7 protein-coding genes are annotated in these 16,586 nt (G+C 48.8%); 1 reads left to right on the top strand and 6 read right to left on the bottom strand.

Annotation, left to right across the window (positions count from 1 at the left end; translation table 11 throughout):
- The first annotated feature begins 740 nt into the window (after positions 1-740).
- Positions 741-2,504, top strand: a complete 1,764-nt coding sequence (locus V5T57_RS11745) for a PhnD/SsuA/transferrin family substrate-binding protein (RefSeq protein ID WP_332891412.1) — start codon at positions 741-743, stop codon at positions 2,502-2,504.
- A gap of 171 nt (positions 2,505-2,675) precedes the next feature.
- On the opposite strand, the gene V5T57_RS11740 is transcribed toward V5T57_RS11745, so the two are convergent.
- The 6 genes from V5T57_RS11740 to V5T57_RS11715 all read right to left on the bottom strand — a co-directional run bounded on the left by V5T57_RS11740 (position 2,676) and on the right by V5T57_RS11715 (position 16,570).
- Entirely contained in the window at positions 2,676-2,885 is a 210-nt protein-coding gene (locus V5T57_RS11740; protein WP_332891411.1) for a cold-shock protein, read from the bottom strand.
- Positions 2,886-3,323: 438 nt separating this feature from the next.
- On the bottom strand, positions 3,324-3,716 hold the full coding sequence (locus V5T57_RS11735) for a class II SORL domain-containing protein (protein WP_332891410.1): 393 nt from the start codon (positions 3,714-3,716) through the stop codon (positions 3,324-3,326).
- A 247-nt stretch (positions 3,717-3,963) separates the two neighbouring features.
- Positions 3,964-7,311 (bottom strand): PAS domain S-box protein, encoded by a 3,348-nt coding sequence (locus tag V5T57_RS11730; protein WP_332891408.1) that lies wholly within the window; start codon positions 7,309-7,311, stop codon positions 3,964-3,966.
- A gap of 79 nt (positions 7,312-7,390) precedes the next feature.
- On the bottom strand, positions 7,391-10,234 hold the full coding sequence (locus tag V5T57_RS11725) for an MASE1 domain-containing protein (RefSeq protein ID WP_332891407.1): 2,844 nt from the start codon (positions 10,232-10,234) through the stop codon (positions 7,391-7,393).
- Positions 10,235-10,384: 150 nt separating this feature from the next.
- Positions 10,385-12,715 carry a methyl-accepting chemotaxis protein gene (locus V5T57_RS11720; protein ID WP_332891406.1) on the bottom strand — a complete coding sequence of 777 codons (2,331 nt, stop codon included), beginning with the start codon at positions 12,713-12,715 and terminating at the stop codon, positions 10,385-10,387.
- 222 nt (positions 12,716-12,937) lie between these two features.
- The gene (locus V5T57_RS11715; protein WP_332891405.1) at positions 12,938-16,570 is read right to left on the bottom strand and encodes a PAS domain S-box protein; all 3,633 of its coding nucleotides are present in this window, start codon (positions 16,568-16,570) and stop codon (positions 12,938-12,940) included.
- Between the last annotated feature and the right edge of the window lie 16 nt (positions 16,571-16,586).

The following is a 16,586-nucleotide window of genomic DNA, read 5'->3' as shown; positions in this document are numbered from 1 at the left end:
CAGTATAGACTGCACATGCAAGAAGCTCTAGCTTGTTCACGGTCCATAAGTGTTATAAATAGTGAGAAGTCTCATCTCGGAGCGAGATAGGCAAAAAAACACACGCCAAGCCATAACCGCATCATTTTACAGCCCTTATCAAAGCCAATCTTTTCTACAGGCCAACCATCATACCCTGAGAGGAGAGCCCCCTTCACAAACACGCCTTTAAATCAGAACTATTCTCTTGTAAAGCAAACCACTCTTTTACAGATATGGGCTAATTTTTGTGTAAAAGACAGCCGCAACCTGCGCGACTTAACAAAGCTCTCAGCCCAACATGCAGCTGGATTGCAAGGTGTGAACGAACGCCTTCATTAAAAAAACAAGCCCTCTTACAACAACCATTACACTCCCTTTTAATACCACCATGATGATGGACAGCTAAGTTCTGCCCAAACCTAGCGAGAGCGGCTCTGTTTCGCTTTTTGCCATCTCTATGTAAAGAGCCACTCTCTTTTTTTACCCATCATCACACTATCTCTAGCGGGTTAACCGTTCAGCGCATTTTCCAATCAGCTACAGTTCCCTTTGACCTTGGTAACACTAAACATCCACAAGGTATTTTCATACACCTCCCCATATACTCCATTTATTGAATCCTTAAACAAAACTGTTTTAGGCTGGCTGATTTTTGGTTACCATCACAAGAAGAGAGTTACTCCCTGTCCATGTTCCCACACTTTCAGGGATCTGCCGTTATGAAGCCCCCACTTTTATCTCTTATCCTAACAGCCTTAAGCATGATGCTCTGTGCCCCTGCCATCTCTGCGACGCATGGGGACAACACACTGGTTATTGGCGTTCTCGCCAAAAGAGGCATCTCTAAAGCCCAACAACGATGGATCACCACAGCAACATACCTGACACAACAGATCCCCAATTACCAATTTGAGATACGCCCTTTAGATTTCAATCAGGTTTTTGCACAGACCAAGGATGCTAATATTGATTTTGTCCTAACCAACTCAGCCATCTATGTCCAGCTGGAATACCGCTACCATATTTCACGTATTGCGACCTTACGTAATCGGTTAGGGGACGCGGTTTATGACAGTTTTGGGGGGGTTATTTTCACACGCCGAGATCATGCCACCATCCAAAAGGTTGAAGATCTGAAAGCAAGCCGCTTTATGGCGGTGAATAAAGAGTCTCTGGGGGGATATTTAATGGCCCGCCGAGCTTTGCTGGATCATGGAATAGATCCTCATAAAGAGTTTGCAGCCATCAATTTTGTTGGAACCCATGATGCCGTCGTCCATGGTGTCAAAGAGGGACTGGCGGATGCTGGAACGGTTCGGACCGATACCCTTGAACGTATGGCGGAAGAAGGGGAAATCACTCTAGATGCCTTCCGCATACTGGCCACCAAAGAACGGGTCAGTCAGAGCCATTTTCCTTTTGCGCACTCTACGCGGCTGTATCCTGAGTGGCCGATGGCCGCTTTACCCCACATTGACCAACAACTGGCTAAACAGGTTGCCATCGCCCTTTTAAAAATGCCACAAGACCATCCGGCAGCCCAACAAGCAGCCATAGCAGGGTGGACCATTCCCCATAACTACCAATCTGTACACTCACTCTTTAGGCAGCTCCAACATGCACCCTATGAAAAACGCCCCATCACCTTCACGGAGGTTGTCTCTCATTACAGCCATTGGTTGGCTATTATTATACTGATCTTAACGGCCGCCTTATTAACCCTTTGGCATGTTCGGCGCTTGAACATACAGCTTTTAAACACACAGCAAAATCTTAGCGACTCCCGAGACATGCTTGAACAAAGTGCCAAATTAAGGGAAGAGGTCGAGCAAATTGCCCGACACGATATTAAAGGACCATTAGCTGCCATGACTGGCTTGAGTGAATCCCTGCTTGAACAGAAGGATATCCCCTCTACACACCACCCCATGCTCAACGCCATCAACAAATCGGCCTATCGGGCGCTGACCTTAGTTAACCGTTCTCTTATTTTGGTTCAAATGGAACAGGGGATGTACGCCCCCCAAGTGGAGCAGGTTGATCTGGCACGTATTGTTCGAAGTGTTTGGCGGGATAGCCGCCCCATGACAGAGGCGAAGAAGCAAACACTCATCCAGTGGATTAATGACTATCGGGCCGATGAAAAAACCTCTTTTCTGGTACAGATGGAAGAGGCTCTATGCTACACCATGCTAGGCAACCTTATGGTCAACGCTGTGGAAGCCGCACCGATACAGAGCGCCATTACCATACGGCTTTGGCGAGAACCCCAAAGTATTGTTATTGAGTTACATAACTTGGGCACAGTCCCCACAAGCATCCACACTATTTTTTTTGATAAGTTTGCCACAGCCGGTAAAAAAAATGGACTGGGGTTAGGCACCTACTCAGCACGCCTGATGGCCAGGGTGCATCGTGGGGATATCAGCATGCAAAGCGATAATGAGAGCGGAACAACCCTAACCATTACCATTCCACAATAGCCTGCACCCTGGTAAGCCAGCAGTTATCGTTAAGCGGGTACAAGGGGTTTAAAAGGCCCGACACAGATACCGTGCATAAAAAAAAGGGGCCATGGTAATCCAGGCACCCTTTTTAATGATGGCAGGCTAAAACCCACCATGCATGACACACCTCTCAATACAGAGGCAAGATCAGACAGCCGTGACGTTTTCTGCTTGTAGACCTTTTTTGCCTTGCACAGTATCAAACTCCACCTTCTGACCTTGGGTCAGTGTGCGGAACCCTGAGCCTTGAATGGCACTGAAATGGACGAAGACATCCGATTCATCTTCCCGGGAAATAAACCCGTACCCTTTTTGCTCGTTGAAAAACTTGACGGTACCAACTTCACGCTTCGACATGAGAAAAACCCACTATACCATTTTGTGATTCCCGGCCCCGGTAACTGGCCTGACATCCCATCCAGATGGCGACCAAAAACGCAGGACCACCGCCTTAGTTGTGGACGCTATAAACGACCAACAACCCCCATAAGGCACCGTAATCATCTATAGCACATTCACGAGAAGAATCACCAGATATAATTCTTAATTATAGGATTTCTTTTTTCGATAGTTGCACGCCATTTCAGGCCATATTCACCCCTTGTTTATGGGACACAACATTCCTATTCACAACAAGTAGGCTGAACACCACCCCCGAAGCAGCCCACTACACCCCATCTACAGTTGTGTTTCTGTGAAGCTGAATGTGAACCTAAAATGGCGAAAAAACATAAAAAAACGGCTTTCCAGAAAACTGGAAAGCCGTTTTTATAAACAGCAGAATGAACGAGCGAATTATTCGCTTACGGCCACGTCCACAGGATCACACTCCCACAAACCATGCTTGGTGCAGTAGGACATTGCGGTCAGACGCAACTTTGCCCCTGAAGGAACCACATTAAAGGTCACTTCAGCCTGACCTTTGGCACCAGTACCACCCAGAGCACCAGAAACAAAGTTGGCTTCAGCCATCAGGGTTGTGCCATTGAACAGCTGAATGGACTTAATGTAGTGGTCGGTATCGTCAGGGTGGCTATACTCATTACCCATACGTACAGTCACGGGAAACTTTTCACCCGCTTTGGCCGAGTCAGCACACTCGATAAAAGGTGAGTGGCGGTCGATATAGTCTTTTTTAGCTTCTTTATCGACTTCGGAAATGTCCACGTAGCGGTTGATATTCGGCATGTCTCGCTCCTTGTTAGGGATCGTATGGTTAAAAAACAGCAGATCGGTAATAAGTATATTACCGAGAATTATTGAACCTACGTCTGTAGAACCGAATCGGTTCCATTTAACTGGTCGCCTATTCAGATAGCATCGATTGATAAAAGTTGCACATGTTTTTTTGTTTTTTCGCTATTCATCCAAAAAATCTTCATTTAAAAGGCCCATACTAAGAACCATTCCCAACAACAACCCTCCATAGAGCCAATCACGATGTGGCATAGTGTGTAATGGCATCCAGCAACGCTTGTTTTTTAATGGGCTTGGTTAAGTGTGCCACACATCCAGCCTCCAAGCTCCGAGCCTGATCACCATCCAGAGCATGGGCAGTTAAGGCGACAATAGGGCAAAGGGGCCGGTTATGCTGTACCAGCTCTGCTAAAATAGCACGGGTCGCCGTATAGCCATCCATAACAGGCATTTGCACATCCATTAAGATCAAATCAAAAGCCCCGCCCTCTTGAACAATGGCCAGGGCCTCCTGTCCATTGGTTACCATCTCTAGCTGATGGCTGCTACCACGCAGGTAAGCACGTACCAGCATACGGTTATCGACCGAATCCTCCGCCAGCAGTAAACGCAACCCCTCCTGCGGCTTCACCCTATGGGCATGATCCTCTGTCACATTAAGCTCATCAGCCTCATGTAATGGCAGGCGAATGGTAAAGTGCGTGCCCTGGCCTTCTGTGCTATGGACCTGAATATTGCCTTTCATAAGAATGACCAACTGCTTAGAGATTGCCAACCCTAGACCACTACCCCCATAGCGACGGGTCATACTGCTATCGGCTTGCCGAAAACGCTCAAAGACCTTTTCAAGATGGTCCTCCGCGATCCCCATTCCGCTATCACTGACTTGATAACAGAGTTGAAGGATACCATCTTGCCGTACAAGGGAAAGCGTCAGGCCTATCTGCCCTTCATGGGTAAACTTCAGTGCATTGGAAAGCAAATTCAGCAGAACCTGCTTTAAACGCGCAGGGTCACCCAACACCTGCTGCGGCACAGAAGAGTCGGTCTCACAGGTCAGGGCCAACCCTTTACCCTCCGCAGCCAAAGAGATAATGCTGGCGACTTCAGCCATGAGAACACGCGGGGTATAGGGCTCTTCCAACAACTGAACCTGCCCCTCATCCAGCTTAGTCAGATCCAGGATATTATTAATTAAACTCAGTAGTGTATCGCCAGCTTGCTGCAGCTTTTCCAAATACCTTTTCTGCTCATTATCCACTTCCGTTTCCAGCAGCAGCTCAGCCATGCCCACAACCAGATTCATGGGGGTACGAATTTCATGGCTCATCACCGCTAAAAAGTCACCTTTTGCCTGCGAAGCCTGGTCAGCCTCTTCCACCGCCTGTCGTAACTTCAGTTCTGTTTGCTTTAAATCTGTAATATTTTCATGAATAAGCAGCGCACCCTGCAGGTCCCCCCTGCCATCACTTCGGCGGGTAACAAAAGGGACACCCCGTACATTAAAGTGACTACCAGGACCATCTTGCAAGGTTTGATAACTGGCTTGTTGCAGTGGCATAGGCTCGCCCATAGCAACATTAAGAAAACGCTCAGCTAAAGATGTTCCCGTAACACCGGGGTGCTCCCGTACATGGGTTCCTAACAGGGAGCGTTGCATATATTGACCAAATATCTTTTGGTGGGCTGGGTTGACATCCACCACAACACCGTCGGTATTTAAAATCAGTAAGGGCGTGGGGACCGATTCAAAAATGGTTCTGTATTTTAGTTCCGACGCTTTGAGGGCAGCCTGATGACGCAACCTCTGAGTAATATCAACAAACGTCACCACAGCCCCAACCAGCATTCCCCCTTCTTGAATAGGGTGAGACCAAAACTCAACGGCAAAAGAGGAGCCATCCTTCCGCGTAAACAGCTCACCCTCGCCATGGTTTGGCAGGCTGGTTTCAAGAATATCCACAATGGGGCAGTTTTTATCTTGAGAGGAAAAGCCGTTTGCTTGGCTACAACCAACCAGTCCAAGCATTTCACGCCCCAAAAGATCTGCGGCACGATCATACCCCAACATACGCAAACAGGCTGGATTAACAAATGTAAAGTTGCCTCGGACATCCAACCCAAAAATGCCTTCTCCAGTTGAAGCCAAGATAAGCCGCATGCGGCTTTCACTCTCTTGAAGGGCCCTAGCCTGACGCTGTTGCTCACTAATATCTGTTAAGACACAGTGGGTATAGAGTGGATGACCATCCCGATCACGACTGACCTGCCCATCAACAGAAACCGTCAAAGGCAGGCCATCCTTACGTTGCAGGTCAAACTCCAACCCCTGCACATAGCCATCTTTCATAAATTGACTAAACCGACTGGCCAGCAGATCTTCCTGCCCAGGGATCAAAAATGAGCCGATCTCATGGCCAACTACTTGAGAAAGTTCATAACCTGTTTTATGCAACCAAGCTTGATTAACACTTTTAATTCGACCTGTTGCATCCAAAGATTGATAGGCGATGGGAGCATTTTCATATAACTGCCTAAAACGTGCTTCACTGGCACTTAATTTTTCGTGCGTCTCCCGTGTTTCAGAGACATCAATGACCACCCCTTGCAGCATAATCGGCAAGCCCTTGCTGTCACAAACCAGTTTGGCAACATCTCGAACCCAAATCTGTTCACCGTCCGCACGTATCATGCGGTACTCGATCTGCATATCCCGTTTCTGTTTCAATAACAGCTCTCGAGCATGCTTTAACCGCTCAATATCCTCCACCACCACATGATTGTTCCACCAACCCTCCTGCCCCTGATCGGGTACCTGTTCAACCCCCAACAGTACGGCGGCCTGTGGACTAAGGTAGCGGGGTGTCTGGTACAGGAGATCTTCTGAGTAGGTTACCGCAGGCATGGTCTCCACCAATGAGGCAAAACGACGATGCTGCCGCTCCAAACGCCCCAATAAGCGCTGCCCTACCCTTAAATAAACCAAACTGCCTAACCCAATAAGCAGCACAGCCATCCCTAGCCCCAACTTTAGAGCTTGTATAAAAGGAGCCCGGATCTCCCTGAGATCCATTTTGGCCACCACCCCCATATGTAACTTAGTGACCGGTGCATAGGCAGCCATAACCCACTCACCACGATAATCTTTAAGCTGCTCAACACCTTGCTTTCCAGCAAGCGCTGCGGCCATGACAGGACTGATATGGTTAGGATTGTTTTTGAACATTTTGGCGGATGCCAAAAAAAAGCGGTGGGCAACCACAAAATTCAGAGTTCCTTGCCCACCTATTTTATGGGCAATAATAAACTCTCCACTCTGGCCAAAACCGATACTTTTTCCGTGAGCATCACGTATTTGGCTAAGGGTTGCTTCAATGGCACCAGAAGGAAAATTATGACTATACATGTCATCAAACTGAGCAACCGCTTCGATCAGGCTTGCCTGGTTAATTGCCAGATCCTGTAAGTGGGCTTGTTTGGATGCCAGAGCATCTTTATAAAGCAGAAACAACAATCCCATCACCACACAGAGTACGGTGAGCGCCATGATCAAAAACAGTGAAATCAACCCCTTCTGATTATCCATACAAACGCCTATTTTTTTAAAGAAGCCTCACTCTATGAAAACAGAAAACCTGACAAAAAAGGTTAAAAAAAGAGTTTGCCTAGCTTTTCTGTCCCAACTGAACAGCATAAGCCTGTAAGACACCTAACAAAACCTGTTTTTTTATCGGCTTGGTCAGGTGCTCGTCACACCCGGCATCCAAACTTTTTTGGGCATCCCCCTGCAGGGCATGGGCGGTTAATGCCACGATGGTACTGGGGGCCACTTGCTGCTCTTTTTCATAAGCCCGTATGGCCCTAACGGCACTATAGCCATCCATAATGGGCATTTGCATATCCATAAGAATTAAGTCAAATGGCTGTTGTTTGACCAAAGCCAAGGCCTCTTGCCCATTAACCGCCATCTTTAGTTGGTGTGGCGAACCCTTCAGGTAGTGGTCTATTAATAGGCGGTTATCTTCTGAATCCTCAGCAAGGAGTACCCGCATAGGGCGTGAGCTACTTGGTACAACAGCGGGTAGAACAGGTGTTTGTGGGGCCTTTTCCCTCAAAGAGACCTCCGCACAGCGTGGTAGCTGCACGGTAAAGAGAGAACCATGCTCTGGTTCACTATTCACCCATAGCGAACCGTGCATCTTTTTAATCAGTCGTCGTGTAATGGCCAACCCTAAGCCGGTGCCACCATAACGACGGGTGATACTGGAATCAGCCTGAGTGAACGCATCAAAAATACGTGCGATCTGCGTTTGATCCATGCCGATACCACTATCATGCACCTCAAAAACCAACCATTCACCTTCCGGCCTGGTATCAAGCCCTGCCATCAACACCACCTCTCCCTGATCGGTAAACTTAAGCGCATTACCCAGAAGGTTGATTAAAATTTGGCGTAACCGAACTTCATCTCCCACCCACTGTTCCGGAAGCTTAGCAAGCATAGCCCCCCACTCCAGCCTGACACCTTTTGCCTGAGCCTCTACACTAAACAGCTCGCCAACAGAGGCGAGCAAATATTGGGGAGAAAAGGGCTTACACTCCAGCTCTAATGAACCGGACTCAATTTTGGAGAGATCCAGAATATCATTAATCAAATCCAGCAGGGTTCCACCCGCCCGCTGTAGACGTTCTACATAGTGTTGCTGGTGCTCATCTAATGCACTCTCCATCAGCAGGTCACCCATACCGATGACAACATTCATGGGGGTGCGTATTTCATGGCTCATTGTCGCCAGAAACTCGCTTTTAGCCCGGTTGGCAATCTCAGCGGTCTCTTTGGCGGCCCGCAACTGAACCTGATGCTTTTTATCTGCACTGATATCAAACATAAACCCCTGTAACTCTTTGGGCCCATCGCTCCCCATCAAGACACTCACAACATCTCGCACCCAAACGGTATGTCCGTCTGCATGAACTGCGCGATATTCGAACTCTTGGCTGTCCCCTCGTAAACCACTCTCTAAAAAAGAACGGGTTGCCTCATCCCGATCATCCGAGTGTAGGCGTTGTTTCCAAGCCTCTAAGTCCCGCCAACTATCCACAGGGTAGCCCAACATTTTTTCAATCTGTTGGCCCATATAGGTAAATTCCAAGCTTTTTAGATCCAACTTCCAAGGCACCGCCAAGGTAGACTCCACCAGCGAGCGATAAAAAGCCTCATTTTGACGTAGGGCATCCTCCGCACGTTTGGTCTCCGTCACATCTGTCATGAACAGCGTTAAACTGAGCAAGCAGCCTTCATCATCGTACAGAGGAATACGGTCGTTACGGTACCAGTGCGTCCCCTCCTCCCCAGGCCCCAACTCCACCACACCCCGTGCAGGAGAACGACGCTCTAGTACTTCTAGATTTTCCCGATGGTAGGTTCGTGCATGGCTGTCAGGAAAGAAGTCAAACAAGGTCTTGCCCATGATCTCATTGGCCTTCAGGTTTAATACCTGCAAAGCCCTGTCGTTGGCCTGGGTTACCCTTAACTGATCATCCATATGCCAGATCAGTGCAGGGCTAGCATGCATGACCAAGGCATAGTCCCGGTTAACGGTTTGCAACTGCGCGGCATGTATTCGTTGCTGATGCTGGGCAATAGAGGACAACAACCCCACCAAGAAAAGCAGGGTAATAAAACTGTGGAGAAGGATGAGCCTCTGATGATCATCGCCGGCAGGCAGCAAGGTATGGCCCATCGCGCTACCAATTAAAGCGGCCAGGGCAAAGATCAAAGCCATGGTAACGGCACCGCGTCGGCCAAAGCGCCAACCACTCCAGATCACCACAGGAAAAGGCAAAAAAGCCAACAGTGACATCATAGGGTGATTCTGAATTGGCCAGGCAAAAACCAATAGCAACAAGATCGTCCAGGAGAGACAGACAAACAGAAACTCTCGGCGCTGGCCCGGTGACGTAAAGGATAGGCCAGCATGCCACCAGACCAAAAAGACCGGTACCACCACCACAATCCCCAGGGCATCCCCCAACCACCAATCCAACCAAATAACCGGTGCCGATGCGCTCCCAACCCCCTGTAAAAGAACCAAGGTGAGCACACCTATAGATGCACTACACAGGGTGGCGACCAGCGCTGCAAAAAATAGCAACCGGATGGCATCCCGAATACGCCTTAAACCTGTATCAAAAGGTTCTTTTTGATTAAGTAGCCACCAAGCAATCCCTGCCTCTAACATATTACCTGTGGCAATACCCAAGGCAGAGAATAGTGAAATATCTGTCGTGATATTAACCAGAAAGGCCCCCAGCCAAACAGCAGGGATCACACGTGGCCCATACAAAAGCAGAGCCACTAGCGCAACACCACTCGGTGGCCAGATGAGGGTAACGTTGTCATGCTCTGTTGCAAACAAAAGACCTACTTTGCCACTGGCAAAGTAGAGCCCAGCGACCAGAGCCATCACCGCCACACGAGAGTGGGATTGGAGCAAACCTAAAGCCATGCAGGGAATCTCATAAGATTTTGGAAGAGACCTTTACTTTAGCATAGATCCACCTGCACCAATAACCTTGAAAAGAGATCAAAAAAAACCGTCTACGCATAACGTAAACGGTTTTTTGTTAACTAAACGCTTTAAGAAAGCACCATTCCCTTAATGGGAGACCTCTAAGAACAATCGATCCATCAGCTCAAAAAGCTCATCTTTAATACCCCGTAAACGCTCCATACTATGAATGGCCGCTTCCTCATCACCATTCTCTGCAAGCGCCCAGGTTTCACGGCCTACTTGGTGAACTTTTTGATGGACCGCGCCCATTTGCTGGAAAAGGGAGATATTGCCATATCTCTGGATTCCTTCACTGTAATACCACCGCCCCAAATCACATTTTTCATGGTTGCTCAGCTTATCCATGCTCATCACTTCGGTATTACCACCGATCATCTGCTCCAAGCTCCGTAACCATTTCAAATGTGCCTCTTTTACTTTACGGATATCAAACGGCAGGTCTCCAACATCCAAACTGGCACTGGCGTTACGTAGCTTATCTCCAGCACCAGCGGTTGTCTCAATCAGCAACCCCAAGTGACGAATGGACCCCATAACTGTACCATGATTTTCAAAAATCTCTTTGACCTGTCCGTCGGCTGTTTCAGTAGCCAGACCAACCTCTTCGGTGGTAGATACCGTCGCGGCAAAGCTCTCTTTGAGCTCCTGATTACGTTGGCTCACCCGTCTTGCACTATTGGAGGCTTCTGAAGTGTTATCAGCAATCTGTGCCGTCTGTTGAGCCGCATGACTGGAGGCATCCACCACCATATCTGCAGAATCTGAGAGCTGTTCCATACGTTGGTTCAGTAACTGCCCCCCTTGGACCACCGTATCCATGGCATGATCAACCTGACCCAGCACTTCATTTTGCTCGGTCATGCCTAGGTTAATCTCTTTATTCACTTCATTTAGAGAGGTAATCACCTCACTAATTTGAATGGTTGCACCGGTTGCGGCTTCGGTACCAGAACGAATTTCATCCACATAGTTGGTGATCATTTTCGTCGCATCGGCTGTTTGCGATGCCAACTCTTTAACCTCATTGGCCACCACAGCAAAACCTTTACCCGCTTCACCTGCCCCTGCGGCTTCAATAGACGCGTTCAGCGCCAACATGCTGGTCTCTTCCGCAATACGGTGAATCATTTTCACCACTTTGCCGATCTCCGTGGCCGAAGCGGTCAGACGCCCCATCACCTCGTTGGTCTGTTCCGTCAGGGCATGTGCTTGATCCGACTGCTCGGATGCTGTGGATGAAAGTTCACTGACCGCCTCTAGCGCACCTCGCATTCGGGTAACCAGATCACTCAGAATTTGTGTGGCATCCGCAACAGAGTTGACATCCTCAGCAACCCCGATGACCGACTCACTAATTTGATGCGCCGATTGACTGGTACGGTTCATATAGCCATTGACCTCTTCCGTACCATTGGCAACCCCTTGCACGGCTTGAGATAAGGTCTCTGTCTCACCAAAAATAGCGGCTACCTCTTTATTCACCCCTTGGGTAGCAGACTGGATACGTGCCATGCCTTGATGCACACGGCTATGTTCATCCACAACCCCCTTGGTCAGGACATGGTTATCTTCAGACTCATGCAACAATTGGTTTTTTGCTTCAAGCAGTTCAGAGATTGAGGCATCCAGAGAGGCACTTTGCAGATGAATAAGGCGGATCATCTGGGTCAGGCGGTTGGCCATTTCATTAACCCCGTGGGTGATCATCCCCACTTCATCCTGGTTCTCGCCTTCATCCAGTCGGGTTGTCAAACGTCCTTCACTGAGGGAGACAACAGCATTCTTAAGATCTGTCAGAGGGGATTTTAGATGACGTCCTAAAATGACCCACAACGCCGCGATAAAGAGCACAATACAGAGGAAAGTCACGACAAAGGCCATGAAACGGGCATCTGCAACACGGGTTAAAACAGGGGTGAGATCACGGGTCAAATAAAAGACCCCACGGATATTACCCTCCCCCTCATGACAGGTATGGCAGGATGCCCGGTTCAGCATGGGGATTAAAAAGCCTAAATGGCGTTTGCCATTAACAAGCGACTCATACTCCACCGCCTTTTCAGACTTAAAGGCTTGCGCCAACGCAACGGCACCTTGCTCACCTAAATCTACTTTATCGTTGCCAGCCACAAACGCTTCACTGCCATCTCTACGCAAAACAATAAAGCCACTCTCTTTTTTGAGTGTATCGGTAAATTTATGGGTATTTTTCCGTGCCCCAGCCACCATCAAATTCTCTAAACCCAACTTGGCATTATTGGCCAATTGTGCCAGGGAACTCCGGTTTTGGTCTACAAGCTCGGCTTCCATACGTTGCAGCAGAAAAAACCCCATAATGGCTAAACTCAACGTACCTAAGACACCGACAAGCACCATGACTCGAAAAGAGATGGAGCGTTTGCCCAATAAACTCATATTAAAACATCCCCCAAAACATCATGGATAGCACCCAGGTCTCAGCCATTCTAAAACCAGCATAGACCTTTGCATTATCTCCACAGACCACTATATATCAATAGAGACTTATGCAGGCCGATATCAATAGATCGGATACATTGAGAAAAAAGGCAAGCTTCTTATGCTCTTTTGTCAGGAAAAGTCACACTTCCTCACGGAATACATCATGGAAAGGTGGAATTATAGACGTTGTTTTTCCAGTTCCAACTGTTTGCTGACCTGCATATAGAGCGCCTTGGCTTTTTGTAAGAGAGCAGAGAGATCATCAAGCTTGCCCTCTTTGCCGCAAAGCTCGATCTCTTTAGCCACCTCGCCCAGTGCATGTGCACCCAAGCTTAAACTGGTGGACTTGAGATTATGTGCCGCACCACGAACACGTACGGCATCACCATCTAAAACACCTGCCTCAATACTCTCTAATGCCTGAGGGGTACTTTCTAAATAAGCATCTAAAATCTGTTCAAACCCACCCTCAATAACCGACATGGAGCTTTTTAATGTTTTTAAAGTGCGCTGGTCCACCCACTCTGACGCAGCCAACGCCGAGGCTTGCTCAGATGCCCCAGCCGAAGGATCTTCAGTTCCTGCGGGGTTTTGCGCCACCTCGGCCTGGACCTCACCACTCCCCTGTGAGACCTCAGCCCCCTCCTGCAACACCTGAAGCCAACGTGATAAGGAGGTTTTTAAACGGTCTAGATTAATAGGCTTACTTAAATAATCATCCATATCCGCCGCCAGGCAGCGATCCCGATCTTGTTCCATCGCATTGGCCGTTAGCGCCACAATGGGTGTCCGCTTCCAACGTTCACTGCGCTCCATTTGACGGATGGCATTGGTGGTTTCATACCCATCCATTCCGGGCATTTGAATATCCATGAGCACCAGGTCATATCGGTTACGGGCAAACAACCGCACCCCTTCGTGACCATCGCTGGCAATCTCCACCCGACAGCCAAGCCCCGTGAGCATACCCCGCGCCACCTGCTGATTAATGGGGTGATCTTCTACCAGCAACACATGGGCATCAAAAACACTCTCCATGTTTCCGTTACCTTGACGCCCCTCATGCCCCTCTACCGTACGTTCACCCCGCACAACCTGCCCCAGCAGAGCTAAAAGCTGAGCCTGACGGATCGGTTTTGAAAGCGCCGCCACCACACCGGCTTTTTCCAGCTCCTCTCGCCTTGCGTGGGCAGAGGTCAGCAATACCATATGTAGGGGTTTAATCTGCTTACGGCTAACCATGTGCGTAATACGCTCAGCCAGCTCCAAACCGTCCATACCGGGCATAAGCAGATCCAGAATTGCCAGGTCAAAAGAGAGCCCAAACTTGGCGGCATCTTCAATTTTTTCCAATGCCTGTTCCGCACTGGAACACTCCAGGTGGGTAACATCCCACCCCCCCAAATAGCGTCCCAGCAAATTACGGTTGGTGGCATTATCATCCACCACCAAGGCACGTAAACCTTTTAGGGACTCCACACCTTGTGTTGGCTTAGAAGCCCCTTCGACCACAGGGTAGGTAACCCGGAACCAGAAAGTAGACCCTTGCCCGACCTGACTGGAAAAACCAACACGCCCTCCCATCAACTCAACCAACTGCTTACTAATGGCCAGCCCCAAACCTGTTCCACCAAAGCGCCGCGTGGTAGAACCATCAGCCTGGGTGAACATACGAAACAACCGGGGGCGCATGGCATCATCAATCCCAATCCCGGTATCTCTGACTTCTGTATTGATGGTGATACTCTGCTCTTGATGATGCTCAATGGTCATGCGGACCTCTACCTCCCCTTCGGGGGTAAATTTCACCGCATTTCCAACCAAATTCACCAACACCTGACGTACCCGAGTAGGGTCACCACGTAACTGGCTGGGCATTTTTGGCGGGGTGTTGTGCAGCAGTTCCAGCTTTTCACTATCCACCCGCTGGGCCAGAAGGGAGGTAACATCTTCCACTAATTCGGCCAAATCAAAGGGGATCTCTTCGAGCTCTAGCTTGCCCGCTTCAATTTTTGAAAAATCAAGAATGTCATTAATGATGGTAAGCAAACTCTCTGCTGAGTTCCGAGCTGTGCGCATATGGCTGTGCTGCTCTTCGGTCAATTCCGTATTGGCCAGCAGCTCTAACATCCCGACCACACCATTCATAGGGGTGCGGATTTCATGACTCATATTGGCTAAAAACTCTGACTTGGAACGGTTGGCACTCTCCGCATCCAACATGGCCTGTTTTAGTTCATCCTCAACCCGTTTACGGTCACTAATATCTTTGTGGATACCCGCCATACGCAAAGGGCGTTTATCTTCATCCCGTTCGATCACCCGTCCAGCACTAAGGATCCAGACCCAATGCCCCTGTTTATGGCGCATACGGAACTCTACTTCATAATCCTTGCGTTGCCCTTGCAAATGAGCCTGCAGCTCCCGCTCCACATGAGGAAGATCCTCCTCATGCATCAACCCCAGCCAACCGGTACTGTTATTGAGCAATTCACCTTGCGCCAACCCCACCATTGAGAGCCACTGGTCACTAAAGAAAGCGCGGTCCTGCTGTGGATCCCAATCCCAAAAACCGGTATTGGAAGCATCCAATGCAATCTGTAATCGTTCTTCACTCTGTTTGAGCTGGCTCTGGATCTGCTTACTTTCCGTAATATCTTGGAACACCCCAACTGCACCGGTAATGGTACCCCCTTCACGAATAGGGACCACGGCGATATTCACAGGAAAAGTACTACCATCTCGGCGGGTAAAGATATCCTCATCCGAGCGATAGGCCTCCCCAGCAAGCACAGATTGATTGGCCGGACACTCGGATTCTGAAACAGGTAATCCTTCGGAGTTTTGAAAATGAACCGCATCATGGAATGAGCGACTGGCGAGCTCCTGCTGGTTCCAGCCCAACAACCACTCAGCCTCAGGATTTAGGAATGTACAACACCCTTGAGTATCCAGGGCAAACACACCTTCGCCCATGTTATCACTGATATTTTGCAAGAAGCGGCGACTCTCATCAATCTCCGTTTCCAACTCTTTCTGCTGGGTAATATCTGTTCGAATTGCAATATACTGAACGGGTTCACCCTGATCATTTAAAAAGGGAACAATGGTCGCTGACACCCAATAGCGGTCACCATTTTTGGCTTTATTGCAAACCTCACCATTCCACACCTCACCTTGGCCAATGGTTTGCCACATCTGTTCAAAAAAGCGTTTATCATGGAGGCCTGAGTTAACCAAACGGTGATTTTTGCCAAGAATCTCATCCCGCTCATAGCCACTTATTTGACAAAAACGATCATTGGCATAGAGGATGGTTCCTTGAGTATCGGTAATGCTTACAATGGCGTGTTCATCCAGAGCGAACTTTTGCCGCTCCAGATGACGTTGAAATTCTGAACGCTCCACAGCCAACCGAGACATTAACTCAGAGAGCTGCTCAAGGCTGGCTTCATCCTCCCCCAACATAGGCTGCTGATCGGCCTCCAACAGATGGTTGGCGGTCTCTCGCAAAGCGGCCAACACCGTATCCTGCCGAACCTTTTCATGACGCAACTGTTCATTGGCATGGGAGAGTTCATCTGAACTTAAATGCAAAGAGCGGTTTCTTAAGTTTAAATCCCGCTCATTTTGCTCATAGGTCTGCTCAACACGATTTAGCAGCGTTTTAAGCCCATGAAGTGCCTGAACACTTTCAGCAGAAAGGGTTTGATCTGGTAATTGATCAACCTCAGCGAGAAGGCTCTCCACGGCCTCCTCGCTGGTCAAACCCATAGAACGCCGAAGCTGTCGCAGCAGTAAACGGTGCATAATCAGGCTTCCCTAC

The sequence above is a fragment of the Magnetococcus sp. PR-3 genome, from assembly GCF_036689865.1.
In the GTDB taxonomy this organism is placed as follows: Bacteria; Pseudomonadota; Magnetococcia; order Magnetococcales; family Magnetococcaceae; genus Magnetococcus.
The sequence above is the reverse complement of the archived record's forward strand: the minus strand, read 5'-3'. Positions and strand labels throughout refer to the sequence as shown.

Excerpts from the sequence above, each read along its gene's own strand:
- V5T57_RS11745 (WP_332891412.1), top strand. The coding sequence starts at position 741 with ATGAAGCCCCCACTTTTATCTCTTATCCTAACAGCCTTAAGCATGATG.
- V5T57_RS11740 (WP_332891411.1), bottom strand. The coding sequence starts at position 2,885 with ATGTCGAAGCGTGAAGTTGGTACCGTCAAGTTTTTCAACGAGCAAAAA.
- V5T57_RS11735 (WP_332891410.1), bottom strand. The coding sequence starts at position 3,716 with ATGCCGAATATCAACCGCTACGTGGACATTTCCGAAGTCGATAAAGAA.
- V5T57_RS11730 (WP_332891408.1), bottom strand. The coding sequence starts at position 7,311 with ATGGATAATCAGAAGGGGTTGATTTCACTGTTTTTGATCATGGCGCTC.
- V5T57_RS11725 (WP_332891407.1), bottom strand. The coding sequence starts at position 10,234 with ATGGCTTTAGGTTTGCTCCAATCCCACTCTCGTGTGGCGGTGATGGCT.
- V5T57_RS11720 (WP_332891406.1), bottom strand. The coding sequence starts at position 12,715 with ATGAGTTTATTGGGCAAACGCTCCATCTCTTTTCGAGTCATGGTGCTT.
- V5T57_RS11715 (WP_332891405.1), bottom strand. The coding sequence starts at position 16,570 with ATGCACCGTTTACTGCTGCGACAGCTTCGGCGTTCTATGGGTTTGACC.